Origin of the sequence: Pseudoalteromonas sp. C12FD-1, assembly GCF_037414265.1 — a bacterium.
Taxonomy (GTDB): domain Bacteria; phylum Pseudomonadota; class Gammaproteobacteria; order Enterobacterales; family Alteromonadaceae; genus Pseudoalteromonas.
This window is the reverse complement of the sequence record NZ_JBBEVD010000034.1, coordinates 146,039-171,029: the sequence shown is the minus strand read 5'-3', so window position 1 is coordinate 171,029 and position 24,991 is coordinate 146,039. Positions and strand designations below refer to the sequence as shown.

Here is a 24,991-nt window from a genome sequence, read left to right as displayed (position 1 = left end):
TGCTTTTAGTGCGCCAGCAAGCAAGGCGCCTACACCACAATAATCACCGAGTATAAACCCAACGTAGGCGTGAAGCTTGCTCAAACAAATCGGCTGCAAATTATCAAACTTTGCAGCCTAACCATTTTATGTGCCACTTACGTTAGGCAAAGCGGTTACATTGGTTTGGCTATTTTGTTTTTCTTGCCAGCTAAGGTCACATATACCGTCTGTAGGAGAAAATGCAGTAGGGGCTTGAAGTAATAGCTTACGTATTTGAATATGATCTGACTCATCACATGCGTTTTTGAGTTTTCCTAAGAATGGCTCAAGCTCATCCCATGGCATTTTTATTTCTTGCGCACTTAAAATTCTTGGGTGATCAGTGCCAGTAACATTATCACCAATAAGTAGCTCTTCAAAAAGCTTTTCGCCAGGGCGAAGGCCTGTACATTTTATTTCTATATCGCCATTAGGTCGCTTATCGTGCTTAACTTCCAGCCCTGATAAGTGAACCATTTTAGTTGCCAAGTCTTTAATTTTAACAGGCTCACCCATATCAAGCACAAATACATCGCTACCTATACCCATAGCGCCGGCTTGAATAACAAGTTGAGCAGCTTCAGGTATGGTCATAAAGTAGCGTGTAATATCTTGGTGAGTTAACGTTATAGGACCACCTGCTTTAATTTGTTTTCTGAATAAAGGCACAACAGAACCCGATGACCCCAGTACATTACCAAAACGTACCATTGTAAAACGTGTGGTATTTTGAATCTCAGACAACCCTTGAAGCACAAGTTCAGCCATGCGCTTTGTAGTACCCATTACATTTGTTGGTCGTACTGCTTTATCGGTTGATATTAAAACAAACGTGTCTACCTTTGCGTTTATTGCTGCCGTGGCTACATTGTAAGTGCCGTAAATATTATTGCGAACACCTTCAACTACGTTGTGCTCAACTAATGGCACATGCTTATAGGCAGCTGCATGGTAAACAGTTTGCACATTAAAGGTAGAAAACGTTGATTCAACCAGTTTTTTATTTTGTATTGAGCCTAGTATAGGCAGTACTTCTATATTTAAATTATTTGTGTTGCAGTACTCAGTTAGCTCTTTTTCTATCGCGTATAAAGCAAACTCAGAAAGTTCAAACAGCACTATTTTTGTAGGGTTATTTTTAACTATTTGTCTGCACAGTTCAGAGCCGATTGAGCCACCCGCCCCTGTCACCATGACTACTTTGTGTTCTATGTTTGCCGACATTAGCTCTTGGCGAGGCTGTACAGAATCTCTGCCTAATAAGTCGTCTATTTCTACATCTTTAACTTCATCTAGGTTAGTAGTGCCCGAAACAATATCTGCCATGCCAGGTATGGTCATTACTTGTAGTTTGAACTTTTCTATTGCGTTAAGCACCTCTTTGCGACGGCTTCTTGACGTGCTTGGCAGGGCAAGTAAAATTTTATTGGCACACTTTTGCTTGGCTATTTCGGCTATTTGCGAAGGTGCATGCACACATATACCCTGAATTAACGATAAATGCTTTTTAGGGTCATCGTCTATAAATGCAACAGGTGAATACTCTGGGCCATTAGCTAAGGCGGTTGCAAGTTGGCGCCCTGCCGAACCCGCGCCATATATAATAACCCCTTCTTTACGGCGCATTGTTATTTGCCCCACCACTGCGCGAACGGTAAGCCTTGCACCGCCTACAAATAAAATACAAAAGCTTGCATATATAAATGGCACTGTACGAGGAACTGTCGCGCTTAAAAAGAAAGACAAAACGGTTAGGTAAACGGTAGAAAGCACTACACCTGCAATAATGGCCCACATGGCTTGTGTATTCATATAACGCAACACGGCCCTGTACAAACCAAGCTTTACAAAGCTAAACAAGCTCAGTGGAAGTACTGTTGCTAGCAATACCCATGTGTGAGTATTTTTTAAAACAGCGGTGCTGTCGAGCCTAAGTAAAAAGGCTAGCCAAAAAGCAACAATAATAAAAATGCTATCTACAACAAGTGATACAACTCTTTTTTGAGGGCGAGGTAAGTTAACTAATAATTTTAAAAACACAATACATTTCCCTGAAGCTAGCAGTAATACTGCTATTCTATTGGTTACAATTTTACTACAAGATGAATAACTATTGCACTTAATAGTTAAAGACTATATGCAGTATATTATATAATCTTTATGTATTTGGTTACTATTTGTAAATTTGTGTGTGTTAATTTATCTATTTTACTCTATCGCCACTACCGCTTCCAGTGACGGTTTGTAGTATATAAGTAAAGTAGTGTTTTAAACTAAGTGTGGCAATCATTCTTGCATCGGTTTCCGCCAATAGCTCTGGAGTAGACATGTCTATTTCGTTTACTTGCGCTAAACCTGTAATTCCAGGGCGTACATCGTAGATACCTTTAGCATCGCGAGCTTGAGTAAGTTCTTCTTGATTAAATAATCCTGGGCGTGGCCCAACTAAGCTCATCTCACCTTTAAGTACGTTCCAAAGTTGTGGTAGTTCATCTAACTTTGTTTTACGTAAAAAACCGCCAAACCGAGTTATAGATGCACTGCTTGCTAAGTGACTTGCTACTGAGGCTGTATCTACGGTCATTGTTCTGAACTTTACTAAAGTAAACGGTTTTTTATTGCGGCCAACGCGCTCTTGCATAAAAAGTGGCGAGCCGGTATCAAATAGACCAATAATAAAAAGTAAAATCAAAAAAGGAAAAGCAAATACTAATCCAAACAATGCAATAAAAAAATCTAAAATACGTAACATTAATGTCTACCCATATCTATTTCTGTTAAAAGTTTGTCTGCTTTCGAAGAGTCGACAACAAAGTTATCAAGCAAGACTTTTTCGCGTTCTTTTTGGCCTAGAGATCTTAACACCAAACGAAGCAATACTTCAGGAAAGTAAAAGTGTTTAATATTTACTTTTTCTTTACTTGCAAGATAATTCAATACTTGCTGGAGTGATAGAGCTTTATTATCAGCTAATAGGTAGGTTTCACCATTAGCTTTGTCGCTCATTAAGCAAAATTTGATGAAACTAAGTAGTTTCTCTACTGATAAGTATGAACGCTGGTTTTTAATTGCTTTGAAAGGAAAAGCGTGAACTTTAGAGACTAATCTAGCTAAGGTTCTTATATTTCCTGGCGCGTCATGGCTAAGAATAAGTGCGGGGCGAATTATAATATAATCAATACCTGAATCGGAACAAAAAGTTTTTACTAAATTTTCTGCAATGATTCTCGTTTGAAGTTGTGGCTCCCCTTTGATTAACGATGAGTTTTCATTAACATCTAAGTCAGCGCATTTACCATGGACATATGCTGTACTAAAGTAAATAAACTTTTTTATATTATTGTTTTTACACGCTACTAATAACTCTTTTAGAGCTTTAATATTTGTTTGCTCAAGCTCTTGAATAGTTGGTGTATGTTTATGAGCGAACGATGCCAAATGAACAACTTGGGAGCATCTTTTGAGCGCACTATCCCATTCTAAAAACTCAGATAAGTCACCTGTTACTACCGATTCCACTGCGGCTTGAGGGAGCACTTCTCTCGTTCTTTGTGTTATAGATATCGAAAAATTTTTTGTCAGATACTCAACAAGTTTTTTACCAATAAAGCCATTTCCACCCGTAATTAAGACTCCCATATTAACTCCTAAAAGAACCTATTTTTAAGTTTTAAGCTAGGAGCTTCAACTAGTTTCCACGAGACTGTAGAAACAACAAAAATAGTCGTAAATAGCAAAAAGTAAGATGAAACCGTATTAAATTCAAAACCGTTTGCTATAAATAACTGAATGATTGGGAAATGAAAGATATATACGCCATATGAAATATCGCCTAATTTTTTAAATGAAAGTACATTAGGTAATGAAATAAATACCAATGTAATAAAAACCGCAATTACAAATGGTTGTAAGTAATAGAAATTCAACCACATTAATATAACTGATGTAATTAACAAGACTGAAAATTGCCTTTTCAAAACATCAAAGTATTTAAAGCAGAATATACCTGCAATAAAATACATCATTTGGCCTGGCAGCTGAGATGCCAGTGTTTCAGCCATTGGGATTGTATCTTTATGCAATAAGATAAAGTCTTTATAAATGAATGAAAATACATAGATTGCCAACATGTATAAATAACTATATTTGCGTTCTAAGAGCATGTAGAAAATAGGTACCATGCAATAGAACATAACTTCTATTTTTAAAGTCCATAATGAGCCATTAATAAAGGGCTCTGGATTTGTTAAAAATACACCATCAATAGTAGGTGCTAAAAAATTCAAAAAAGCAGCATTTGCTATAAAGTACTTAATTTCAGATGTATAGCTTCCAAAAGAACTCCCGTCTCCGACCATAAGATATAAACAGCTAGAAAACAAAATTAGCAAAATATATGCAGGGTAAAGGCGAAGAAAGCGCCCCCAAAAATAATTAATAATAGTTTTTTTTCTGTCATAGCTCATATAAATCAAAAAGCCACTAACGATGAAGAAGGTAGACACAGCACTACCAGATAGCCAATGTAATGACTCACTCACTGACTCTGTTAGTGGTGTTTTAGCTAGAAAAGCTAAGTGTAAAAACACTACTGCCGTAGCCAGTACCAATCTTAAAAAGTCTAGATTATTGCTCTTATAAACATACTTCATTTATGTGCTACCTCAAAAGCGCCATGTAAGTTTTAAACCATGACTCTGAATCAGGAAATAACTGCGCTCTCGTGTGTGAAGCTAGCCGCGTATCGTTATACGTTTCAAGATCAAATAACTTACTTATTTGGTTTACGCAATCATGCACATCATCTTCTTTATAAATCACACCTGCTTGATCTAAAACTGAGTGAGCATAATCAAGATCTGGGGCAATAACTGGGAGATCGTAAAACATAGCCTCTATTAGTGGGTTACCAAAAGTTTCAGATTTTGATGGAAAAATAGCCGCAAATGCAAAATTTTGATAATACTGCTTTAGCTCAGCCTGAGGTAACTCCCCTAAGTTATTGATCGGTAGATGTTGCTCTTTTATAGCAGCTATAAACTCTGCAGCTTCAGGTATTGATTCATCAACTGTAATATTAATAACAACAGGTAATTCCTTATCTTTTATTTCAGTAGCAAGCTTCAATAAAAATACATGATTTTTATGCGCATAAAAGCGACTAACATAAAGTAGCTCTTTTACTTTAGGCAACTCTTGCTTAGCTTGAAAGCTTGTAATGCTCTCTTGTTTGAAGTTATCGCTAATTGGGTTAAAAATAATTTCAGAATCAATTGTTACTTTTTCATTGAGCAACTTTTGCATGTAGCTACTTTGAACAACAACTGTGTCTACAGCTTTAACTGTTTTACCAAAAAGGTGACGCTTTATTTTCTCAGCTATTTTTGCAACTCCACTCAAACTACCATATAAACGATCATCGACGATGTATGGGTGATGAAGTAAGACCACTTTTTTATGATTACTTTTAATACCGAACAAAAAATTACCGAAAGCAAGAATTGCTTTAGGCTCATATTTTTTTGCTAATGAATTCATCAGCGAAAAGTTGACTTTAAATACATTCAATAAGGCTTTAATACTTCCTGGTACTACATCAACAACTACAAACTTGCAATTTTCTGTCTCTGAATATGCCAGAAACTCAGGCAAATTTGGCACAATAAATACGAACTTCTCACCGCTATGCAGTGCATTTCGGATAAAATTATTAGCAATATTTTTGGGGCCTGCAGCAATCTGATTTGAAAAGTTAACGAGATACATTCTTCTTGCCCTCAAATAAGTAAATAAATAAAGTAAATAACATTAATAAAACGAATATGGTTAACGTATTAAAAATAAAAGCGTTTGAAATACCAAACCCTGTCAACATCATGAAGGCATAAAAAGAAACCCATAAAGGTGCAAATTTTGAGCTAATCATGACTTGGTAGAAATATTTTAAAATCATACCAGTCAAAATTGCATACAAAACAACCCCAACAGGCCCGAAGTGCACGTAACCTGCAGTTACACGACTAAGAGGCCAACCTACAGGGATCATGTACTTAAATGGTGAGTTAATTGCAACATTATTTCCCTGCGCGAAATTATAGATATAAACACCTTCATCTAGTGGTGGTTTAGCCTCATAAAATGAGCTTGGGATAAACCCTGTAAAGAAGTCCATAAACGTACTACCAAACCAAAGCTTATTGATAGAGTCAAAATATGGAAATATAAATAGCGAAATATCAATATCACTGAATCGCTTAAATAACTCGCCCATATATGGAAGGGCGTCAGGTATCAGTGAACTGGGATCTGACATATAGTAATCAAGTGCTCCATCAACCCTTAAAACAGGTGCAAGAGAAGCAAAGAAAACCAAAAAGAACAATAAGAGTAAGTTTTTAAGGGAAAAAACATTTACATTTTTTATTTTATAGTTCCACATTAGAACTAAGAAAACTAAAAGTAGTAGTGGATTTTTCCTTTCACCGTAAGATGCCAGCATGGCAAAGAAAAACACTGATATAAAAAATAGAAAGACATAATCTTTAATCTTTATTTTTTTCAATGACAAGTAAGTTATGTAGTAACCTATAGAGAGCATTGCAGATATAAAAAAGATATTTCTATACATTGCAGTACCTTGAACTACCAAGGTTTTATTATCCATATTACTTATCAGAAAGAAGAAACCACCGACTTTATAAAGAAACAAAGCAAACATTATTATCGTGAGGGCAATAAAAAAATAGCTCGCATACTTAAATTTTACAACCTTCATACCTACGCCAATACTAGCTACGCCAAAAAGTTTACCTCTAGGCTCAAAGAAAGCCATGGTAAAAATGCATACTATTGCAAATATTAGCTTGTACATAACATGCTGAAAAAAAGCAAAGCTAAAGTCATCTAAATGATAGGTAACTTTCGGATGAAGTTCTTGTGGATTATGAGCGATAAAATATAGATACGGCACCTCAGCCATAGAAAACAAAATAAAAAAAGGAATAACATGAAAAAAATCTTTCTTCCCTTTTTTCAAATAAAGAAGTAACAATAATAGAATAATAAAATAAAAGGTTATAAATGAATCAATCATTGTACTGTTTTATTCTTTTTGCAGGTACACCACCGAAGATACATTGCTCTTCTGTAATAGACTTAGATACAACCGCAGCACTTGCAACGATCGTCTTTGCAGCGATACTTTCAGCAGTTTCTAATAAAATTGCACGCGTACCTAACCAGCAATTTGCTGCAATTTCCTTTTTAATGCTAACAGGCTTACTTTTAGGGTCGTAGCCATGGCTATGGCTGTAAATTACAACACCTTCTGATAACAGGGTATTATTTCCAATAGTTAATCCACCGGTGTGATCTATATGGCAATTTCGGCATATATGTACTTTATCTTCGATAATACATTCACCTGTGCTGTTCTCTGATACAAGCAATGTTTCTTTTCCAATGAAAACTCCATCACCTATGGTTACAAGCTTAGGTGACTCAATTCTAGCACCGAACTCGATACGAACATTTTTACCTACCTTTTTACATACAGCCTTATAAAATAGAGTATTTAAAATATCGAAAAAAACTTTTAGAAAGCGCAAAGGAATTCGTACACAGAAAAGCAGTAAGCCACTGTCTTGATAAAGTTTAGTAATGCGATTAATCATTTGATAAGCCTATATTTAAAAATATATAAATAAACAACACATGAGGTTAGATAATAAACACTGAATGATATTGCTAAATTCTCTGCATTTGCAGTTACTGTTAAAATATATGCGCCCATGACTATCGCAGAAGTTAAGGCAACATAAAAAAGTTGATATGTTTTATTCATAACAACCATTACTCTATTGAATGCTAAAGCAACAGAGTAAAATAAACAGATTAAAGTTACCTCTAAAAATAAATCCGCAGTGTATTTATCACCATATAAAAGTAAAAAGTAATCGTAAAGGAAATAGCTAATACCAACGAATAGTAGGCATGATAACGACATACACTTCATAGCGTAGCTGAGAAGTTGCTTTACATTGCTTCCTGACTCATGGAGCTTTGTTAAATTTCGTAAAACAATATTACAGATGATATTTAAAAGGATTGAACAAATCATAAACATCTGAAATGAAACATCGAACTCAGCGAGTGCTACAAAGCCATTATCACTATTAGCTGTTATATACCTTACAAACCAAAAGACAAAAGCATTAATTGCAGAGCCGATAATTACTGGCTTTATAGTATTGAATACTCCTTTAGCTTTCTGAAAAAGAACATCGTACTCAATATTTTTTAAAATATTTTTGCTATTAGCCAATATATTAAATACTTTCACGGTTAAATCAGTAAGCTGATAAATAAGCATATAAAATAAAGCTATTACTACAGTAATATCTTCATATGTATTGAAAATAACAACGGCTGATAAAACAATACTAATTACTGTTGAGAAAAAAATTACTTTATAAATGCCTTTCCCTATGTACACAGAGATCAAATACCCATTTAACAGAGTCAGTGAGATTAATAATACTACTGTGAAAACTATTTGGAACGTCAAAAAATCAAAGGAAGATATACTTCCTATAAGTGAACTGCTTGCCCATAATAGCAAGCATAAAGTTGAAATGATCAATGCAGTAAATGCAAAAAATACCCCATATGCAAGCACTGAAACTTTACTAAAGTTCTTTTTAGAGCTTTCTTTAACAGCGAAAGGGTTAACTGCTGAGCTAAATGTAGTCTCAAATAAGTTAATTGTACTTCGCAAAAACACAAAAGATCCATAAGTATCTTTCGATGTGTAACGAGCAATTAAAATATTAAGAGCTAATATAAAGCCTTTAGCTATTAAAGTACTAAGCATTAATAAAAATGCACTAGAAAAGAGTTTTTTTAGCATTGAATTAAACGCTCAACCCAGTTTTCTATAGCGTAACTTTGATAAACTTCATTACTAACTGGAACATATGGAGAGGTTAGAAACTCTGCTAGTTCTTGCTCATCCTGCTGGCCAATTACAAAAATATTTTCAGTTTCATAAAAAGGTTCTTCCATAACGAGTTTATTGTTAGTAATTAGCTTTTTGTTTATTCCTAAGGTCTCAATGGTTCTCATTGTTAAACCTGTTTGATCAGGGTGCCCATAATCAATAATTACCTCAGAATCGCACATTACATCAGAAACGGCTTGAACACTGAGTTTTTCAAACGAAACTTCTTCGATTGGTATCTTTCGAAATGTTTTGTTAATAACTTTAAGTACTTTAAAAACAGGTTTACTAGGATAGTAAAAAAATGTGAAAGCAGGTTTATTTAGATTTTTTTCAACTAAAGAAGCCATCCCTAATACATCGCGAAAGCGATTAGAGTGCAATGTCCCAACAAAAGCAGCCGAATACTTATTATTTGCATCTCCACTTACCTTTCTGCTGTATTCTCTGCTATAGAAAAGAGGTAAGTACTCAAGGTTTTCTACATTCTGGCAATCAATCCTATCGAATGACTTTATAGCATCGAAATACTTAAACTTTCCTTTAGCACCCTTTACATTAGACAGTGAGTCCCATGAGTAATACACAAACTTAGCTTTGCTAAAGCTTTGCTTCATTTTTTCAAGTAAACACTCAGAAAGGCCTTCACCTTTAATGACAATAATTAATTCATAGTCACCTTGCCAGTTGATTTCATTTATGAAATATTTTTCTGTTAACTTGCTTGTTAGGCTTGGCATTAACCTTGATTTTACTCGATCAAAGTTACTCTTGACATAAATGTGGTTAATCCAGTCAACTGAATGACCTTTTAACTCCATTACATTTATAATTTTTTTATAATAGCCAAACGTATCTGGACTAAAGAGTAAAACTTTCATGCTTGCTGTAAAATTCCGTAAATGAATTAATCATTGATTCTAGATCGTCTTCGATTGTGGCAGGATTAAAATCAACCACACTTTGCAGTTTGCTAATATCAACTTTAGAAAAGGCTTCATTTACGTTACTTTCAAACCAATTTACTTTACAGCCTGTTTTATCAGCTATTACCTTTGCAATTGTATCCGCTCGAGTATTTCTTCCCGAAGCAATATTGAATATCTCATTACTTTGTATATCAGCTTTAGCTAACTTGTAAATAGCATTAGCCACATCAATCACTGAAACATAATCTTTTTGATAATCCTCGCGAATATACATGTTAATTTCTTTTTTAGCGATCGAGTCTCTAACAATTGAAGGTAAAAATAGAGGGCTATTTACTGCTAAACCGTATACATTACTAGGCCGAACAATAATTGCTTTATCTACTAAGTTTAAAACTAGATTTTCAGCCGTAAGCTTTGTTAAGTTAAATAACGCTCGGTTATCTTTTGCGCAAACTGTCAGGTCAGCACTTTCATAACTAGCTTGCTGATTCATGTAGACACGCGTAGATGAAATATAAATAAATCTATCGAACTGGCTACTTTCTAGCATTTTTACTAGATAACTGACGTTTGAATCGAATACTTTCGTTGGATTATTAGCGCAGTCCCCATGTCCTGCAGCATAAATTACTGTGCCTAATGGTTTACTGAAAACACCTTTATCTAGCTTTTCAGGTACATATACTTGCTCACCAGCATCGCTAAACTGTTTTACAATTTCACTGCCAATGAACCCTTTACCACCAATAACTGTATACATCATGCGCTGCCAAGCCTCTCACGTTGATAATTACCTGACTGAACATTTTCACACCATTGTGAGTTTTCTAAATACCATTTTATGGTTTTTAAAATACCTGATTCAAATGTTTCAAGTGGTTGCCAACCTAGCTCTTTGTTTATTTTTGAGGCATCGATTGCATACCTTAAGTCATGACCGGGCCTATCTTGTACAAACGTAATTAACTCTTTAAAGTCATCTAAGCCATCAGGCTTTTCTGTAATTAAGCCATTCAGATGGTTACAAATTGTTGTAACTACTTCGATATTTTGTTTTTCATTGAAGCCACCGATATTGTATGTTTCGCCTAACTTGCCTTCAGATACAACTTTATAAAGTGCTCGTGCATGGTCTTCAACAAATAACCAATCCCTTACTTGCTTACCGTCGCCATATATTGGCAGTTTCTTACCCTCTAAAGCATTCAGAATAATTAACGGGATCAATTTTTCAGGAAAATGATATGGTCCGTAATTATTTGAGCAGTTTGTTAGCACTACTGGCAGTTGAAAAGTTCTATTCCATGCCCGAACAAGATGATCCGATGCAGCTTTAGATGCAGAATAAGGTGAACTAGGCTCATAAGGCGTTTCTTCAGTGAAAAGACCAGTTTCTCCTAAATCGCCATATACTTCGTCTGTTGAAATGTGGTGGAAGCGGAATAAAGCCTTTTTTTCATCATTTTGAGAAGCATAATACGTTCTAGCAGCCTCTAGTAGTTCGTAGGTACCAACAACATTTGTCTGAATAAATTCACCTGGTCCATCAATAGAACGATCCACATGGCTTTCCGCAGCTAAATGCATGATAAAGTCTGGTTGAAATTTGGCAAGCGTATCGCTAACTCTCTTACGATCACAAATATCACCTTTAACAAAATGGTATCTTTCATTTTGCTCTACACATGCTAATGACTCTAAATTACCCGCATACGTAAGCTTGTCGAAGTTAACCACTGTATGTTCGGTTTCATTTATTAAAAAGCGAACTAATGCAGAACCGATAAAACCAGCTCCGCCGCTTACAAAAATTGTTTTACTCATAAATTACTCGATTAGAAGGTAGGGGCATCTGCTAACATTACGCCAGCTTCATCTTTAGGTGATAATAATGGCTGCATATTATTTACAAGAGGCCATTGAATCGAAAGGCTAGGATCATTCCAAAGAATACTTTGTTCGAATTCAGGTGCATAGTAATTTGTGCACTTATAAACAAATTCCGCAGATTCAGTTGTTACATAAAAACCATGGGCAAACCCTTCTGGCACCCAGAGCTGCCTTTTATTATCACTATTTAATAAAACACCGACATGCTTTCCAAAGGTTGGGCTATCTTTACGCACATCAACGGCTACATCATAAACTTCACCAGCTACAACACGTACCAATTTACCTTGTGTTTGTTGCGTTTGATAATGCAGACCTCTTAAAATTCCTTGCCCAGATTTGCTGTGATTATCTTGCACAAAAGTTACATCTGCAACATGCTCTCGAAACCAGTCTTCACGAAAAGTTTCTAAGAAAAAGCCTCGCTCGTCACCAAATACTTTAGGCTCTAAGATTTTTACATCAGGGATAGCTGTATCAATTATATTCATGAAAATACCCTTTTTGAAAGTAAGCTCAACAAATATTCACCGTAACCGCTTTTGACTAGTGGAGTAGCTAATTGCTGTAACTGTTGCTCATCGATATACCCCATTCGAAAAGCGACTTCTTCTGGACAATTTACTTTCAATCCTTGTCTTTTTTCTATGGTTTCAATAAATTGTGCTGCTTGCAACAGACTGTCATGTGTGCCGGTGTCTAACCAAGCAGTTCCGCGCCCCATTATTTCAACATTTAAAGAGTTAGTATTTAAATACTGTTCAATAACATCGGTTATTTCTAGCTCGCCTCTAGGTGAAGCTTCAACATTTTTTGCGTACTCAACAACTTTATTATCAAAAAAATATAAACCTGGAACAGCATAGTTTGATTTCGGTGACTCTGGCTTCTCTTCTATAGAAATTGCTTTACCACTCTCATCAAACTCAACAACACCATATGAACATGGGTTTGCTACATGGTAACCAAAAACCGTTGCTCCAGACTTTCTAGAAGCAGCTAGTTGCAGTGACTTAACAAGATCGTGACCATAGAAAAGGTTATCACCTAAGATCAATGCAACATTGCTAGTACCAATAAACTCTTCACCCAACAAAAAAGCTTGAGCTAAACCATCTGGCGATGGTTGAACTTTGTACTCAATATTTATACCCCAATCTTTGCCATCACCTAGTAATTCTTTAAAGCGGTCTAATTCTGCTGGTGTTGTTATGACTAAAATATCTTTGATGCCTGCATTCATTAAAGTAGCAATAGGATAATAAACCATAGGTTTGTCATAGACAGGCATAAGTTGTTTACTGACGACTTTCGTTAATGGGTAAAGGCGAGTACCGCTACCACCCGCTAAAATAATACCTTTGGTCATAAAGCTTCCATTATAGTAATACCTGAACTTCAGGCTTAACTTAAAAAATAATGATATTGAGTGAACTACAAAAAAGAATCAAGTTATCAAACACTTTCTTGTTCTCTAAAGTAATTTTTACCCAAGATAATAAGAATTCCTATTAAAATGCCAAACAATGCTCCTATAATGCATATAAGCGCTCTTTTTGGACTGACCCTCTCTTCAGGAACTAATGCAGGATCAATTGTTTTGAAGACATACTCATCTCGAACTTCAGCAAACATAATTGTTTTAGCTTGCTCCTCGATAAGCTTAAATAATACTGTTTGAATATCTGCAACTTTCGTGGTTTCGATTTGTTGCTTTAAAAATTCAGTACTTTTAATTGCCTCGGCAACATCTCGTTCTTTCATTTCTTTATTAATATCTTCAATGAGCCAAACAACCCATTGTTGAGCAATGTAAGGCGAGATATGTTCAACAGAAATTGTAATCATGCCAGTATCTTTTGAAGAGTTTATATAAACGATCTCTTTAAATTCTTTGTAAGCCTCCTGTAGTGATGGCTTTGGCTTAAATGGAGAATCAACATCTCTAACCCAAGAGTTTGTTTTGGTATCATAGATATCGTCATCATAGGCTATAGTATTCTCTTCATATGACCAGCTTTCGGCAGCCATTAGATCTAGCAAAATGTTATGGCGTTCAATGAACTCACTTGTAAATTTTCTAGATTTTAATACTTCAATTGCTAATGCTGACTTATCAGAAGAACCTGCACCTAAGTCAATTCCAGCTATACTGGCTAGACCACCAAATTGACCTGCCAATGCAGCTAAACCACCTTCCCCTTGTCCACTTTCCGCAGGGAAAAGGAGTGCTTCTGCTTTATAAATGTTAGGAAGACTAAGAGCTAAAGCAACAGAGAACCCCGTAAAGATAACGGTTACCATTGCAATGATTAACTTGCCCTTCCAAATAGTTAAGAAAAAACTTTTAAGGTCTACGCCTTCATCTTCAGCATACATGCTTTGTTGAGTATTCTGTGAGTCCACACTTCTTTCCATTAGTAAGTTATCTCATTTATTTAGAGTTACTGAAATTTAATACTAGGTAACTATTAAATTACAAACTACCAATCGCAGCAACGGCTACACCCAGTTGATAAAGAATCTGCGTTGCAGTACTCCACAATGTAAGCTTATCCATATGGCTTGCATCCATCGGTATTACTATTGTATCACCAGGTTCTAACTGCTCTGAGTTATTAACAGCAAACCAACCACCTTTACTTGGAATTTTTACTGAACCATTAGCTTTTATAATATAAATGCTATCTTCATTGGCACGCTCTTTAAGCCCACCACTTAGGGCAATATAATCGTCAACACTTACGCCTGCTTTATATAAGTGTGATGTAGAGTAATTAACCTCACCAATAACGCTAATAGAGTCACGTTTACTTGGTACGTATAAAACATCACCGTCTTGAAGGACTAAGTTTTGCTTATTTTCAACAATCAGTGGTAAGTCGATAACTAAGCGCCCTACCGCTTCAACGCTTGCTAAATCATTTAATAGCTTATTCATTTCATCATACGAAAGTGAATTACTACTTACTGAGTTTTGAAAGCTTTTTGATGCAATATCGCGTCGTAACTCAGTCGATAAGCGGGCTAGCTGCTGCTGCTCTTGTTCTTTAATTGAGGCACGGGTGAATATAGCTGCTTTTTGTTCAGCAAACTCAGAGAAGCCGCCTGCGCGTTCTAATAGCTCTGTTAATGTTTCGCCGCGGCGTATTGTGTAAGTACCAGGGAACCTGAGTTCGCCTTTAAGCTCTACTTTTACGTTTTCTTGCCAATTGGGGATGGCGAATACGTTAATACTGTCTTTACTCTGCAGTGTAATATTGCTTTGCAAATCTCCACGCATCGCACTTTCAAGGTCTAAACGTAAGTGTTCTATTTTTGACGAATCACTTGCAACAATACGGGTAATTTCGGCTTGTTTTACGTAGGCAGATTCTAGCAAGCCACCTGCAGCGGTTACTAAATCACGAACTTCACCGCCTACAACTAACGGGTATACACCAGGAAACGTAACATTGCCACTAATTTCAACAACCTGAACAGCTTGGTCAATTGTAGCTTGTTGCTTAAGCTTAGCCAAAAAGGGCGCTAAAAGGTTATGCCGACTAAATAAGGCGTATGTTTCAGTTTCAGTTTCAGTTTCAGTTTCAGTTTCAGTTTCAAGTTTGGTATTGTTTTTCATTAAACCAATATATTTTTCAAACTCTTTTTGCTGATATGTATGCCATTGCTCAGCCTTAAGCTGTTGCTCTTGCTGCTCTTGGCTTAGGGCCATATTAGCAAGTGCTGATTTTTCAGTTTCTTTTTCTTCAAAGCGACTAAATACTATGATTTTATCATTTGCTTTTAGTGCTAAGTTGTTTTCAGGGTTTTTAACAATGGCTTGTGCTACATCAAACTGGTGCACTTCTATGTCACCATTTATATTAATTTCGCGAATCACTAAGCCGTAGCTTAAATCTGCTTGTGGCAGTAAATCGCCACGTACTGATTTTAAAACATCAGAAATACGCTTACCTTGATTCCATTGATAATTACCTGGGCGCGCTACAGCACCTATTAGGCTAATAGAGTTTTGGTATTGAGAGCTTACAGAATTAAAGCGTACGCGGTCGCCATCTTGCGGAATGTAGTTAATTTGTGGCTTACTAAAGTCAACTGATAGCACTTCTTTGCGATCATAATTGAAACGCTCTACCACAGCATTTTTAACATAAGCGCCTGGCCTTAGCCCACCGGCCATTGTGAGTAACTGCTTAGCTGTTTCGCCTTTTTTGAGTTCAAATATTGCTGGGCGTTTAACTAAGCCATCTACAGTAACTTGTGCCCCTACTGGCGGCACAAAAACAACATCACCAGGCTTTAAAACTATGTCGTTACTGCTATCGCCATTGATTAGTAAATCGTAAAGGTCGAAATTAGCTACCGTTTTACCAGCGCGCTTTACTTGTATGTGGCGCAGTGATGCAATTTCAGACACACCACCACTTACAAACAAAGCATGTGATACGGTTGTTAAAGACGATACGCTGTAACTGCCTGGTTTGTAGGCCTCACCTAATACTAGTATGCGCATACTACGCAGTTGGCCCAGTGATACAAAGGCTTTTACACCGATCACTTCTTGCTCAACTTTTACTTTTATTAGTTCTTTTATTTCGGAAAAAGTTAAACCGGCTACTTCTACAGGGGTTAAATCAGGAATGCTAATTCGTCCTTCACGGTCAACAGTTACATCAAAACTATCGCTTTCTTTTCCGTAAAAATTAATTTTTAGTTGGTCCCCTGGCCCTACTATATATGTGTCGGGTACGGCTGCATTTTCACTTGGCATAAATGTGGTGGGTTCACCAGCAAAAAGTTCGTAGCCGTAAGGCTTTAATTCTTCTGTTTTTGGTTTAAAGCGCTCTTCGTCAGTTAAATTTTCTTGTTCCTCTTTTTCTGGGCGTTCGCCGATAGTTGACTGCTGCTCATTTGAATTTTTGTCATTTGACTGATTAGCGCCGGTGATCGAAGAAATATCTACGCCGTACTGTTTTGCTAGGGCTTCTTGCTGGGCTTTAGGCAACTTTTTAAATTGCTCAATTTGCGAGGCTGATGGCGTAAAAGCCATGGTACTAAAACTACAAAGTAGAATAAAAGCACTAAAAAATTGTGTAAAAACTTTCACGAGTAGGTATATCCCTAGGTCTACAACCAAAATAGGAGGCTATAATACATTAAATCGAAACAAATAAAAAAGGGACTTTCGTCCCTTATGTCACTTAAATGTCATTAAATACGGTTTTTAGGTTAAAAACTGTAAACTAACGTTAATGACGTTTCTGTATCTGTACTTTCTTCGTCATCAGCGACATCTGAGTTATTGGTTACGTTAAAACCGACTTTCATTTGCAGCGAACCATTGATTTTTGTTAGCAGTGCAGTTTCTGAGCGCGTTTTGGTGTTTGAGTCACCGTACTCAACCGATACAAGCTGAGTAAAACGTGCGTTGTCTGAAATTTGCCAGTTGTAATCAAGCTTACCTAAAGCAATTACTTCACTGTCGCTTTCGCCTGCAAGTAAGTTACCATCTTCATCAACCTGCGTGCTGTCGTCTGAGTATTCAAAAAACTTGTAACCCGGACCAAACTCTGCATTTAACCACATATCTGGCTGGTCAATTAAACGTAAGCCGTAACCAGCAGAAATTACAGATTCAGTTCTATACGCGCCAAAGTAGTCTGAAACGTGTGAACCATAAATGAATAAATGAGAATTTTTTTCATTTAATTTGTAATTACCTTGCGCAGATGCTGAGTACTTTTCGTTAGTACGCTGCTTATCCTTGTCGCCGTTGTTATCTTCAACTTCATCTTCTTTGTAGATGCCGTCGATTTTGTACTCGTTATCCCAGTTCTCTAGGTGATGTAATACCTTTAAACCGCCTTTTAGCGTGGTTGTTTCAGTGTTACCACTAGTAACAATAGCACCTAGTTCGCTTGTTACTTCCCACGTTTTTTTCTCTGCGTCTGCTGCGAATGCGTTAGTTGCAGCAGAGGCTGCAACTAAAAGTGTTAAAAGCTTTAATTTCATTAAAAATAACCTATTTAGTACTTAGAATTAGTCTTGCTTGTGCAAGTGAACATCCATTTGTGGAAATGGGATTGTAATATCTGCATCATCCAGTGCAATTTTAATGTTCTCTAGCAATGCCCAATACGTTGGCCAGTAGTCACCAGAGTTAACCCAAGGACGCACAATAAAGTTTACGCTTGAGTCTGCAAGTTCAGAAACTGCAACAGTATAAGCTGGATCTTTAAGTAAACGAGTCTCTGCGTCAAGTACTGACTGCAATACTTCTTTTGTTTTACGTAAGTCAGCATCGTAGCCTACACCAATAACTAAATCGATACGGCGAGTAGACTCACGCGAGAAATTAGTAATAGCACCCGACATAATTTGTGAGTTTGGTACGATAATTACTTTGTTATCTGGAGTGCGAAGTTCTGTAGAGAATATTTCGATTTTTTTAACTGTGCCCATTTTACCGCCGGCTTCAACAAACTCACCTGATTTAAATGGACGAAGTAGTATAATGAGCACACCTGATGCAAAGTTAGACAACGAACCTTGCAGCGCTAAACCGACCGCTAAGCCAGCCGCACCTAAAATAGCAATGAATGATGTGGTTTCAATGCCTATTTGTGAAAGCGCCATTAATATAGTGGCAGCAAATACAATAGCGTAAACTATACTTGATACAAATGAGCCTACCGCTTTATCCACTTTCTTTTTATCGAACGCTTTTTCTGTTAAGCCAGCACAAAACTTTGCAATGCGACTACCAAGTAAAAAGATTACAAGCGCAATAACAGCTTGAATACCGTAGTGTAAAATTAGGCCTGAGTTTTCATTAAGCCAAGTAAGTATTGAATCCATAGTAACTCCAAATAGTTTTTATTAAGCAATTTCCCGCAAATGATTATACATTAATTTACATTTTATTCTCATTAAATAATAAATTATCACTACAAAATATTTTTAATAACGGCGTTATTAAACTACACACTCTTTATGAACCTTTACTGATAGTAAGCAATTTTATGAAATATTTATTTTTTTTGATTTTTTTCAATTTTAGGCTTCACAACATTTATAATATTATGTATTATGCGCGCCACACCAAACGAGGTGTGTTGTGGCGGTTGTAGCTCAGTTGGTAGAGCCCCGGATTGTGATTCCGGTTGTCGCGGGTTCAAGCCCCGTCAATCGCCCCATTTTCTCTCTTCTTATTTTTTCTTATAAACTTCCTAGCAATATTTAAAATAAATTATTAATTTATTACTCCCAATGCAAAAAAATTTCACACTCATTTTTATATTATTTTTTTGTTTCTAAAAGAACCATTTTAAGTGCGTTTAAATTTTTATTAAAAATGTATCGAAGTAATACTATAAAGATAGGCGAGTTTGAATCAGGGGGTATAAGTGAAAATGCTTATCGAGGACTTAGAGTTTAGCCTACAAGCTATAAAAAATGCCACCTTGCGGTGGCATTTACACACGGGTTATTTCTACAAGTAGAAATTCTTTTTATTTTTGATTACTTTTAAACAAAAATTATGCCGTAAATGTAGCACTAAGGCCTATATCTAGCAATAAAAAGGTAACCTGTAGTTATAAACCTATACCCATGCAATGATATTTATACCAATCCGCAATAATACTTAATCATTTTGTGGGGCTAAACGTGTCGCTATCTGCATTAAAAATTTTCATTTACGACTGCATGGATGCAGAAGGTAGAGCAATGCAGGAGCAATTGCCGAGTACAACTAAATAGCGAATTTTTTGCCTTGCTATCAACACGTTTTTCTCCCCTTATAATAGCAATTCACTTAATTAAGCGAATTGCTATTAGTGACCTAGACCGTGCTGAATAAACCAATTTTCCATGGTTTGAGGTGTCATCGTTTTTTAAACTTTGATACACACATATTTTTCCTCAAGGTATTCATTAAGCCCTTGATGCCCGCCCTCTCGGCCAAGTCCTGATTGCTTTACGCCACCAAACGGAGCCACAGGGTTAGATATAACCCCTTCATTAACACCAACCATACCAAATTCAAGTCCTTCGCTAATACGATAGATTTGCTTGATATTTTGACTGTAGAAATAAGCCGCTAAGCCATATGGAACATCGTTAGCAAGGGCGAGTACTTCGCTTTCTTCATCAAAAGGAATAACCGTTAAAACCGGGCCAAATACTTCTTCGTGGTATATATCCATTTCGGTCGTTACGTTGCTAACAATGAGCGGGTTTTGAAAGCTGCCGCCTAAGTCGCTGTTATCCCCTATTAGCTCTGCGCCTTTATCAAGTGCATCTTGCACAAGCTGCTGCACTTTCTCTTTGGCTTTAGGGTAAATTAGCGGGCCAATGTCTACGTCCTCTTCAAACCCATTTGCCACTTTTAATGCGGCTACTTTAGGGGTAATTTTACCAAGCACTTCATCTAAAATACTGCGCTGGATAAAAATGCGGTTTGCAGCTACACATGCTTGGCCACTGTTTCTAAACTTAGCCGCCATAAGGCCTTCAATTGCTTCGTCTATATCGGCATTATCAAAAATAATAAACGGTGCATTACCACCAAGCTCCATAGATGTACGTTTAATTGTATCAGCACATTGCGAAAGCAGCTGTTTACCCACCCCAGTAGAGCCGGTAAAGGTAAACTTACGCACCACCTCTGAGTCTGTTAGCATTTTGCCTACTGTTTTTGCATCTTGCGAAACCAGCACGTTAAAAGCCCCTTTAACAAAGCCTGCTTGATCAGCAAGGTATGCCAATGCCAAAGCACATAAAGGTGTATATTCAGAAGGTTTTAGCACAAAGCTACAGCCAGCTGCGTACGCTGGTGCCACTTTACGCGTCACCATCGCAACCGGAAAGTTCCAAGGAGTTATGCCAGCCACAACGCCTACAGGTTGTTTAAAGCTCGTTAATCTATGAGTGTCGTCGGTTGGGGGGATCACATCGCCGTAGCTGCGTTTAGCTTCTTCTGCAAACCATTTTATAAACCCAGCGCCATAGTCTATTTCACCTAATGATTCTTTAAGTGGTTTACCTTCCTCTTTGGTCATTAGCTCTGCAAGGGTTTGCTTGTGTTTTATTACTAAATCATACCAGCGCATTAGTGTGTCGCTTCGCTCAGTAGCGTTGGTTGATTTTAATTTAACAAACGCACCTTGTGCTGCCTTTATTGCGCTATTAACGCCTTGCTCGTCTATATCACTTACTTCTACAATACTTTTTTCGGTAGCAGGATCGTCAACGCTAAAACGTTTATTGGTTTTGTAAAATGCACCATTAATAAACGAATCACTGAAAATAAGATTACTCAAAATGGACCTCCGAAATAGTTAGATGAGTTAGGTAAAACACGTAGCAGCGGGTTCACCCCGCGACCGTGATATCAAGCTAAAAAACGTAAACATTCAATTTTAAAAACGCGACGTAAAGTCGCTGCTACGTGCTCACGCGGTTTCTCAAACAAAAAAGCCGCTGTAAAAAACAGCGGCTTTTAAAAAATTCTCGTTAATTAAAAACTAATGCTCTTCATTAACGATATTGAGATTGTACTTTGGTATTTCAACCACTAAGTCTTCATCTCTAATAACTGCTTGGCATCCTAAGCGTGACTCTGACTCTAAGCCCCATGCTTTATCTAGCATGTCGTCTTCTAGCTCATCGCTTTCATCTAGTGAGTCAAAGCCTTCGCGGATCACTAAATGGCATGTAGTACATGCACACGATTTTTCACATGCATGTGGAATGCTAATGCCATTTTTAAGGGCCACATCAAGGACGGTTTCGCCCGCTGGCGCTTCAAGTGCTGCACCGTCAGGACATAATTCCGGATGGGGAAGAAAAATAATTTGTGGCATTCTAACCTCTTTAAACGTTGTCTACTGACTGCCCTGTTAGGGCTTTTTTAATTGATGCATCCATTCTGCGTGAGGCAAAATCGCTGCTAGCGTTATCTACTTTTTCAATTGCGGCTTTAATATCACTTGGCTGAGTGGCTGTTTCGCGCACTTTAGCAAGTTCGCTTATTTCAGCTTTTAAATTAGCAAGTTGAATATCATCGAGCAAATCACCATCGCTGGCAAGTGATGCTTCAAGTGCTTCTATAACACGCAGCGCTTCTACTTGTTGCTCTTTAAGCATACGCGCTTGCATGTCGTCTTTCGCGTTGCTCATTGACTCTTTTAGCATGTTAGCGACTTGGTCATCAGATAAGCCAAACGAAGGTTTAACTTGGATCTCAGCTTGCACGCCTGTTGATTTTTCCATTGCTGATACACTTAGCAAGCCATCGGCATCCACTTTAAAAGTAACACGAATATGTGCAGCACCTGCTGCCATTGCCGGTATGCCTTTTAAACTAAATTTAGCCAATGAGCGGCAGTCGTCAACCAGTTCACGCTCACCTTGTAACACGTGTAAAGACATGGCCGTTTGACCATCTTTAAACGTAGTAAACTCTTGAGCACGAGCAACAGGAATAGTGGTATTACGCGGAATTATTTTTTCAACTAATCCACCCATGGTTTCAAGTCCAAGCGACAGTGGCAATACATCAAGTAATAACATGTCTGAATCTGGCTTGTTACCCACTAATACATCGGCTTGTAATGCAGCACCTAATGCAACAACACGATCGGGGTCAATCGAGGTAAGTGGCTCTTTTTCAAAAAAGCTTTCAACTTGGCTGCGAACCAGTGGCATGCGTGTAGAACCACCCACCATTACAACTTGCAGCACTTCTTCGTTTTCGATGCCTGCATCTTTTACAGCACGACGACATGAGCGAAGCGTTTTTTTAACCAGTGGCATAGCCAGCTCGTCAAAGATTTCGCGCGTTACTTCTACGGTGTGTTTTTGCTCGTCAAATTCAAGCACTACATTGACTGTTGCATACTGACTTAGCGCTTCTTTACAGGCTTTTGCTTTATTGATAAATAAGCGCAGCACTGAAGGAGACAAGCTCGTTACTTGAGTCTGTTTTTTAAAGTAATCAACGAGTAATGAATCAAAGTCATCGCCGCCTAGGCTTGAATCGCCACCCGTTGCCATAACCTCAAATACACCTTGATGTAAGCGCAGTATTGAAATATCAAAGGTGCCGCCGCCTAAATCATAAACAGCAATAATGCCTTCTTGGCCTGAATCTAACCCATAAGCGACTGCTGCAGCGGTTGGCTCATTTAATAAGCGCAATACGTTAATACCTGCAAGCTCTGCTGCATCTTTAGTGCTTTGGCGCTGTGCGTCATCAAAGTAAGCCGGTACGGTAATGACAGCACCTAAAATTTCTTGATTACCAAAGCTTTGCTCAGCACGTGCTTTGAGCGCTGCTAAAATATGGCTAGACGCTTTAACCGGGCTGATTTTACCCGCTTGGGTTTGAATAGCTAGCGAGCCGTTGTCTTCACAAAATTGGTAAGGCAACTGGCCATAGCTTTGTTCGATTTCTGCTTGGGTTTTACCTAAAAAACGCTTAACCGAAATTAGGGTATTTGCAGGGTCTTGTGTAGCCGCTTGCGCAGCTTCGCTGCCTACTGTTATACCGCCGGCCTGATAACGCACCACCGATGGTAACATGGCTGCACCAAGCTCATCTGTTAGTGTACGGGCTTCGCCACTTTGTACCGTTGCAACCAATGAATTTGTGGTGCCTAGGTCAATCCCTATAGCTAATTTGTGTTCATGTGGTGCCGCGCTCTGCCCCGGCTCAGCAATTTGCAATAATGCCATAATGCTCTTTTAACTCGTGTTGCTCGCTTTACAGCAAGTAGTTAATCGTCAAATAAACTGTCTTCAATGCGCTCAAGTTCGTCTTTTAGTTTATATACAAACTTTAATTTGCGAATGTTATCAGCAGCTTGTTGATATTGCGCCTCATCGTTACTTGCTAGTTGCTCGGCAAGTTCATTACTGTACTGGGCTTTTAATTGTTTTATCTGTGATTCGAAGTTAGCAATAGCCGTCTCTGGATCACTTGCTGATGCGAGTTCTTCAAGTTCCTCGCGAAGCTCCATTTGCTGCATTAAAAACATTGGATCTTGCAGTGTTTGTTGCTCTGCGCGTATATCAACACCTAACTCACTTAGCATATATTCAGCCCGTTTAACTGGGTGCTTAAGTGTTTGTAAGGCATCGTTAATTTCAGCAGTGCTTTGTACAGCCATTAACTTATCGCGGCTACTCGCATTGGCGTGGCGATCTGGATGTACGGCACGTTGTAACTCAAGATAGTGCTTATTAATTGTGGCCATGTCGATATTGTAATCAACCGGTATCGCAAATAACTCAAAATAACGCATAACTTAACCAATATAATTCACAAATAATAAAGCCCTACAATTACTGGCAGGGCTTATAAATACTACAAAGGTAGTTGAGCTTAAACGGTAAAGCTTTCGCCACAACCACACTCGTCGGCTTGATTTGGGTTATTAAATTTAAACCCTTCATTTAAACCTTCTTTTGTGTAGTCAAGCTCTGTGCCGTCAATGTAAACCAAACTTTTAGCGTCAACAATTAAGGTAACGCCTTTAGCTTTAAAGGTTTCATCATCTTCGTTTAGCTCATCAACAAACTCAAGTACATAAGCAAGACCTGAACAGCCCGTCGTTTTAATGCCAACGCGCAGGCCTAAACCTTTACCGCGGTTTGCTAAAAATGATTGTACGCGGTTTGCTGCCGCATCTGTCAATGTCACTGCCATGAGTTTCTCTTACTTCGCTTGTTTGCTTTTGTAATCAGCAATTGCTGCTTGAATTGCGTCTTCGGCTAAAATTGAACAGTGAATTTTCACTGGTGGCAATTCAAGCTCGGCACTGATATCAGTGTTTTTAATCGTTGCTGCTTCGTCTAGCGTTTTGCCTTTAACCCACTCTGTTACAAGTGACGATGAAGCAATTGCACTACCACAACCGTATGTTTTAAATTTTGCATCTTCAATAACGCCTTCAGACGATACTTTAATTTGCAATTTCATTACGTCACCACATGCTGGTGCGCCAACCATACCCGTTGCCACTGACGGATCATTTTTGTCTAAAACACCCACGTTACGTGGATTTTCTACGTGGTCGATTACTTTATCACTATAAGCCATAATTCTATCCTCATTACCTGCTACGGTAGATGCTCACACGTA

The 24,991-nt window shown here is 37.6% G+C and carries 23 protein-coding genes and 1 tRNA gene; 1 reads left to right on the top strand and 23 read right to left on the bottom strand.

Annotated features, from left to right (window positions below; genetic code table 11):
* Positions 1 to 126: 126 nt before the first annotated feature.
* The 17 genes from WDB87_RS02005 to WDB87_RS01925 form a co-directional block, all read right to left on the bottom strand.
* Positions 127 to 2,061, bottom strand: coding sequence for a polysaccharide biosynthesis protein (locus tag WDB87_RS02005; protein ID WP_337848863.1), 1,935 nt, complete (start codon positions 2,059 to 2,061; stop codon positions 127 to 129).
* A gap of 163 nt (positions 2,062 to 2,224) precedes the next feature.
* On the bottom strand, positions 2,225 to 2,773 hold the full coding sequence (locus tag WDB87_RS02000; protein WP_337848862.1) for a sugar transferase: 549 nt from the start codon (positions 2,771 to 2,773) through the stop codon (positions 2,225 to 2,227).
* Complete coding sequence (locus WDB87_RS01995) at positions 2,773 to 3,660, bottom strand: NAD-dependent epimerase/dehydratase family protein (RefSeq protein WP_337848861.1); 888 nt, start codon at positions 3,658 to 3,660, stop codon at positions 2,773 to 2,775. The genes WDB87_RS02000 and WDB87_RS01995 overlap by 1 nt, the downstream gene beginning before the upstream one ends.
* Before the next feature lie 8 nt (positions 3,661 to 3,668).
* Positions 3,669 to 4,673 carry an acyltransferase family protein gene (locus WDB87_RS01990; RefSeq protein WP_337848860.1) on the bottom strand — a complete coding sequence of 335 codons (1,005 nt, stop codon included), beginning with the start codon at positions 4,671 to 4,673 and terminating at the stop codon, positions 3,669 to 3,671.
* Between the two features lie 7 nt (positions 4,674 to 4,680).
* Positions 4,681 to 5,787 (bottom strand): glycosyltransferase, encoded by a 1,107-nt coding sequence (locus tag WDB87_RS01985; RefSeq protein ID WP_337848859.1) that lies wholly within the window; start codon positions 5,785 to 5,787, stop codon positions 4,681 to 4,683.
* Positions 5,774 to 7,114, bottom strand: a complete 1,341-nt coding sequence (locus tag WDB87_RS01980; RefSeq protein WP_337848858.1) for a hypothetical protein — start codon at positions 7,112 to 7,114, stop codon at positions 5,774 to 5,776. Before WDB87_RS01980 ends, WDB87_RS01985 begins: the two co-directional genes overlap by 14 nt.
* Positions 7,107 to 7,694 (bottom strand): acyltransferase, encoded by a 588-nt coding sequence (locus WDB87_RS01975; RefSeq protein ID WP_337848857.1) that lies wholly within the window; start codon positions 7,692 to 7,694, stop codon positions 7,107 to 7,109. The genes WDB87_RS01980 and WDB87_RS01975 overlap by 8 nt, the downstream gene beginning before the upstream one ends.
* Positions 7,691 to 8,929, bottom strand: coding sequence for a hypothetical protein (locus tag WDB87_RS01970; RefSeq protein ID WP_337848856.1), 1,239 nt, complete (start codon positions 8,927 to 8,929; stop codon positions 7,691 to 7,693). Before WDB87_RS01970 ends, WDB87_RS01975 begins: the two co-directional genes overlap by 4 nt.
* Positions 8,923 to 9,900, bottom strand: a complete 978-nt coding sequence (locus WDB87_RS01965) for a hypothetical protein (protein WP_337848855.1) — start codon at positions 9,898 to 9,900, stop codon at positions 8,923 to 8,925. The genes WDB87_RS01970 and WDB87_RS01965 overlap by 7 nt, the downstream gene beginning before the upstream one ends.
* Positions 9,881 to 10,714 (bottom strand): NAD-dependent epimerase/dehydratase family protein, encoded by an 834-nt coding sequence (locus WDB87_RS01960; protein ID WP_337848854.1) that lies wholly within the window; start codon positions 10,712 to 10,714, stop codon positions 9,881 to 9,883. The genes WDB87_RS01965 and WDB87_RS01960 overlap by 20 nt, the downstream gene beginning before the upstream one ends.
* The gene (rfbB, locus tag WDB87_RS01955) at positions 10,711 to 11,775 is read right to left on the bottom strand and encodes a dTDP-glucose 4,6-dehydratase (RefSeq protein ID WP_337848853.1); all 1,065 of its coding nucleotides are present in this window, start codon (positions 11,773 to 11,775) and stop codon (positions 10,711 to 10,713) included. Before rfbB ends, WDB87_RS01960 begins: the two co-directional genes overlap by 4 nt.
* An 11-nt stretch (positions 11,776 to 11,786) precedes the next feature.
* On the bottom strand, positions 11,787 to 12,332 hold the full coding sequence (gene rfbC / locus WDB87_RS01950) for a dTDP-4-dehydrorhamnose 3,5-epimerase (protein WP_337848852.1): 546 nt from the start codon (positions 12,330 to 12,332) through the stop codon (positions 11,787 to 11,789).
* Complete coding sequence (gene rfbA / locus WDB87_RS01945) at positions 12,329 to 13,210, bottom strand: glucose-1-phosphate thymidylyltransferase RfbA (protein ID WP_337848851.1); 882 nt, start codon at positions 13,208 to 13,210, stop codon at positions 12,329 to 12,331. Before rfbA ends, rfbC begins: the two co-directional genes overlap by 4 nt.
* 86 nt (positions 13,211 to 13,296) lie before the next feature.
* Positions 13,297 to 14,259: a Wzz/FepE/Etk N-terminal domain-containing protein gene (locus WDB87_RS01940; protein WP_337848850.1), complete on the bottom strand. Its 963-nt coding sequence runs from the start codon at positions 14,257 to 14,259 to the stop codon at positions 13,297 to 13,299.
* Positions 14,260 to 14,317: 58 nt separating this feature from the next.
* On the bottom strand, positions 14,318 to 16,951 hold the full coding sequence (locus WDB87_RS01935; protein WP_443197900.1) for an SLBB domain-containing protein: 2,634 nt from the start codon (positions 16,949 to 16,951) through the stop codon (positions 14,318 to 14,320).
* A 122-nt stretch (positions 16,952 to 17,073) separates the two neighbouring features.
* A complete protein-coding gene (locus tag WDB87_RS01930) occupies positions 17,074 to 17,856 on the bottom strand; it encodes a DUF481 domain-containing protein (protein ID WP_337848848.1) in 783 nt (260 codons plus the stop codon).
* 27 nt (positions 17,857 to 17,883) lie between these two features.
* Positions 17,884 to 18,702, bottom strand: a complete 819-nt coding sequence (locus WDB87_RS01925; RefSeq protein ID WP_286246032.1) for a mechanosensitive ion channel family protein — start codon at positions 18,700 to 18,702, stop codon at positions 17,884 to 17,886.
* 262 nt (positions 18,703 to 18,964) lie between these two features.
* On the opposite strand from WDB87_RS01925, the gene WDB87_RS01920 reads away from it, so the two are divergent.
* Positions 18,965 to 19,040: transfer RNA gene (locus tag WDB87_RS01920), tRNA-His, on the top strand.
* Positions 19,041 to 19,739: 699 nt separating this feature from the next.
* Here the strand turns inward: WDB87_RS01920 and WDB87_RS01915 are convergent.
* The 6 genes from WDB87_RS01915 to iscU form a co-directional block, all read right to left on the bottom strand.
* On the bottom strand, positions 19,740 to 21,167 hold the full coding sequence (locus tag WDB87_RS01915) for an NAD-dependent succinate-semialdehyde dehydrogenase (RefSeq protein WP_337848847.1): 1,428 nt from the start codon (positions 21,165 to 21,167) through the stop codon (positions 19,740 to 19,742).
* A gap of 204 nt (positions 21,168 to 21,371) precedes the next feature.
* Positions 21,372 to 21,710 carry an ISC system 2Fe-2S type ferredoxin gene (gene fdx, locus WDB87_RS01910; protein ID WP_004585776.1) on the bottom strand — a complete coding sequence of 113 codons (339 nt, stop codon included), beginning with the start codon at positions 21,708 to 21,710 and terminating at the stop codon, positions 21,372 to 21,374.
* Between the two features lie 10 nt (positions 21,711 to 21,720).
* The gene (hscA, locus tag WDB87_RS01905) at positions 21,721 to 23,583 is read right to left on the bottom strand and encodes a Fe-S protein assembly chaperone HscA (RefSeq protein ID WP_337848846.1); all 1,863 of its coding nucleotides are present in this window, start codon (positions 23,581 to 23,583) and stop codon (positions 21,721 to 21,723) included.
* Positions 23,584 to 23,624: 41 nt separating this feature from the next.
* Positions 23,625 to 24,152: a co-chaperone HscB gene (gene hscB / locus WDB87_RS01900; protein ID WP_286246024.1), complete on the bottom strand. Its 528-nt coding sequence runs from the start codon at positions 24,150 to 24,152 to the stop codon at positions 23,625 to 23,627.
* An 80-nt stretch (positions 24,153 to 24,232) separates the two neighbouring features.
* Positions 24,233 to 24,556, bottom strand: coding sequence for an iron-sulfur cluster assembly protein IscA (gene iscA, locus WDB87_RS01895; protein ID WP_004585773.1), 324 nt, complete (start codon positions 24,554 to 24,556; stop codon positions 24,233 to 24,235).
* A gap of 9 nt (positions 24,557 to 24,565) precedes the next feature.
* The gene (iscU, locus tag WDB87_RS01890) at positions 24,566 to 24,949 is read right to left on the bottom strand and encodes a Fe-S cluster assembly scaffold IscU (protein WP_055016627.1); all 384 of its coding nucleotides are present in this window, start codon (positions 24,947 to 24,949) and stop codon (positions 24,566 to 24,568) included.
* Between the last annotated feature and the right edge of the window lie 42 nt (positions 24,950 to 24,991).

Coding starts and splice junctions, on each gene's coding strand:
- WDB87_RS02000 (WP_337848862.1), bottom strand. CDS start 2,773: ATGTTACGTATTTTAGATTTTTTTATTGCATTGTTTGGATTAGTATTT.
- WDB87_RS01995 (WP_337848861.1), bottom strand. CDS start 3,660: ATGGGAGTCTTAATTACGGGTGGAAATGGCTTTATTGGTAAAAAACTT.
- WDB87_RS01990 (WP_337848860.1), bottom strand. CDS start 4,673: ATGAAGTATGTTTATAAGAGCAATAATCTAGACTTTTTAAGATTGGTA.
- WDB87_RS01985 (WP_337848859.1), bottom strand. CDS start 5,787: ATGTATCTCGTTAACTTTTCAAATCAGATTGCTGCAGGCCCCAAAAAT.
- WDB87_RS01980 (WP_337848858.1), bottom strand. CDS start 7,114: ATGATTGATTCATTTATAACCTTTTATTTTATTATTCTATTATTGTTA.
- WDB87_RS01975 (WP_337848857.1), bottom strand. CDS start 7,694: ATGATTAATCGCATTACTAAACTTTATCAAGACAGTGGCTTACTGCTT.
- WDB87_RS01970 (WP_337848856.1), bottom strand. CDS start 8,929: ATGCTAAAAAAACTCTTTTCTAGTGCATTTTTATTAATGCTTAGTACT.
- WDB87_RS01965 (WP_337848855.1), bottom strand. CDS start 9,900: ATGAAAGTTTTACTCTTTAGTCCAGATACGTTTGGCTATTATAAAAAA.
- WDB87_RS01960 (WP_337848854.1), bottom strand. CDS start 10,714: ATGATGTATACAGTTATTGGTGGTAAAGGGTTCATTGGCAGTGAAATT.
- rfbB (WP_337848853.1), bottom strand. CDS start 11,775: ATGAGTAAAACAATTTTTGTAAGCGGCGGAGCTGGTTTTATCGGTTCT.
- rfbC (WP_337848852.1), bottom strand. CDS start 12,332: ATGAATATAATTGATACAGCTATCCCTGATGTAAAAATCTTAGAGCCT.
- rfbA (WP_337848851.1), bottom strand. CDS start 13,210: ATGACCAAAGGTATTATTTTAGCGGGTGGTAGCGGTACTCGCCTTTAC.
- WDB87_RS01940 (WP_337848850.1), bottom strand. CDS start 14,259: ATGGAAAGAAGTGTGGACTCACAGAATACTCAACAAAGCATGTATGCT.
- WDB87_RS01930 (WP_337848848.1), bottom strand. CDS start 17,856: ATGAAATTAAAGCTTTTAACACTTTTAGTTGCAGCCTCTGCTGCAACT.
- WDB87_RS01925 (WP_286246032.1), bottom strand. CDS start 18,702: ATGGATTCAATACTTACTTGGCTTAATGAAAACTCAGGCCTAATTTTA.
- fdx (WP_004585776.1), bottom strand. CDS start 21,710: ATGCCACAAATTATTTTTCTTCCCCATCCGGAATTATGTCCTGACGGT.
- hscA (WP_337848846.1), bottom strand. CDS start 23,583: ATGGCATTATTGCAAATTGCTGAGCCGGGGCAGAGCGCGGCACCACAT.
- hscB (WP_286246024.1), bottom strand. CDS start 24,152: ATGCGTTATTTTGAGTTATTTGCGATACCGGTTGATTACAATATCGAC.
- iscA (WP_004585773.1), bottom strand. CDS start 24,556: ATGGCAGTGACATTGACAGATGCGGCAGCAAACCGCGTACAATCATTT.
- iscU (WP_055016627.1), bottom strand. CDS start 24,949: ATGGCTTATAGTGATAAAGTAATCGACCACGTAGAAAATCCACGTAAC.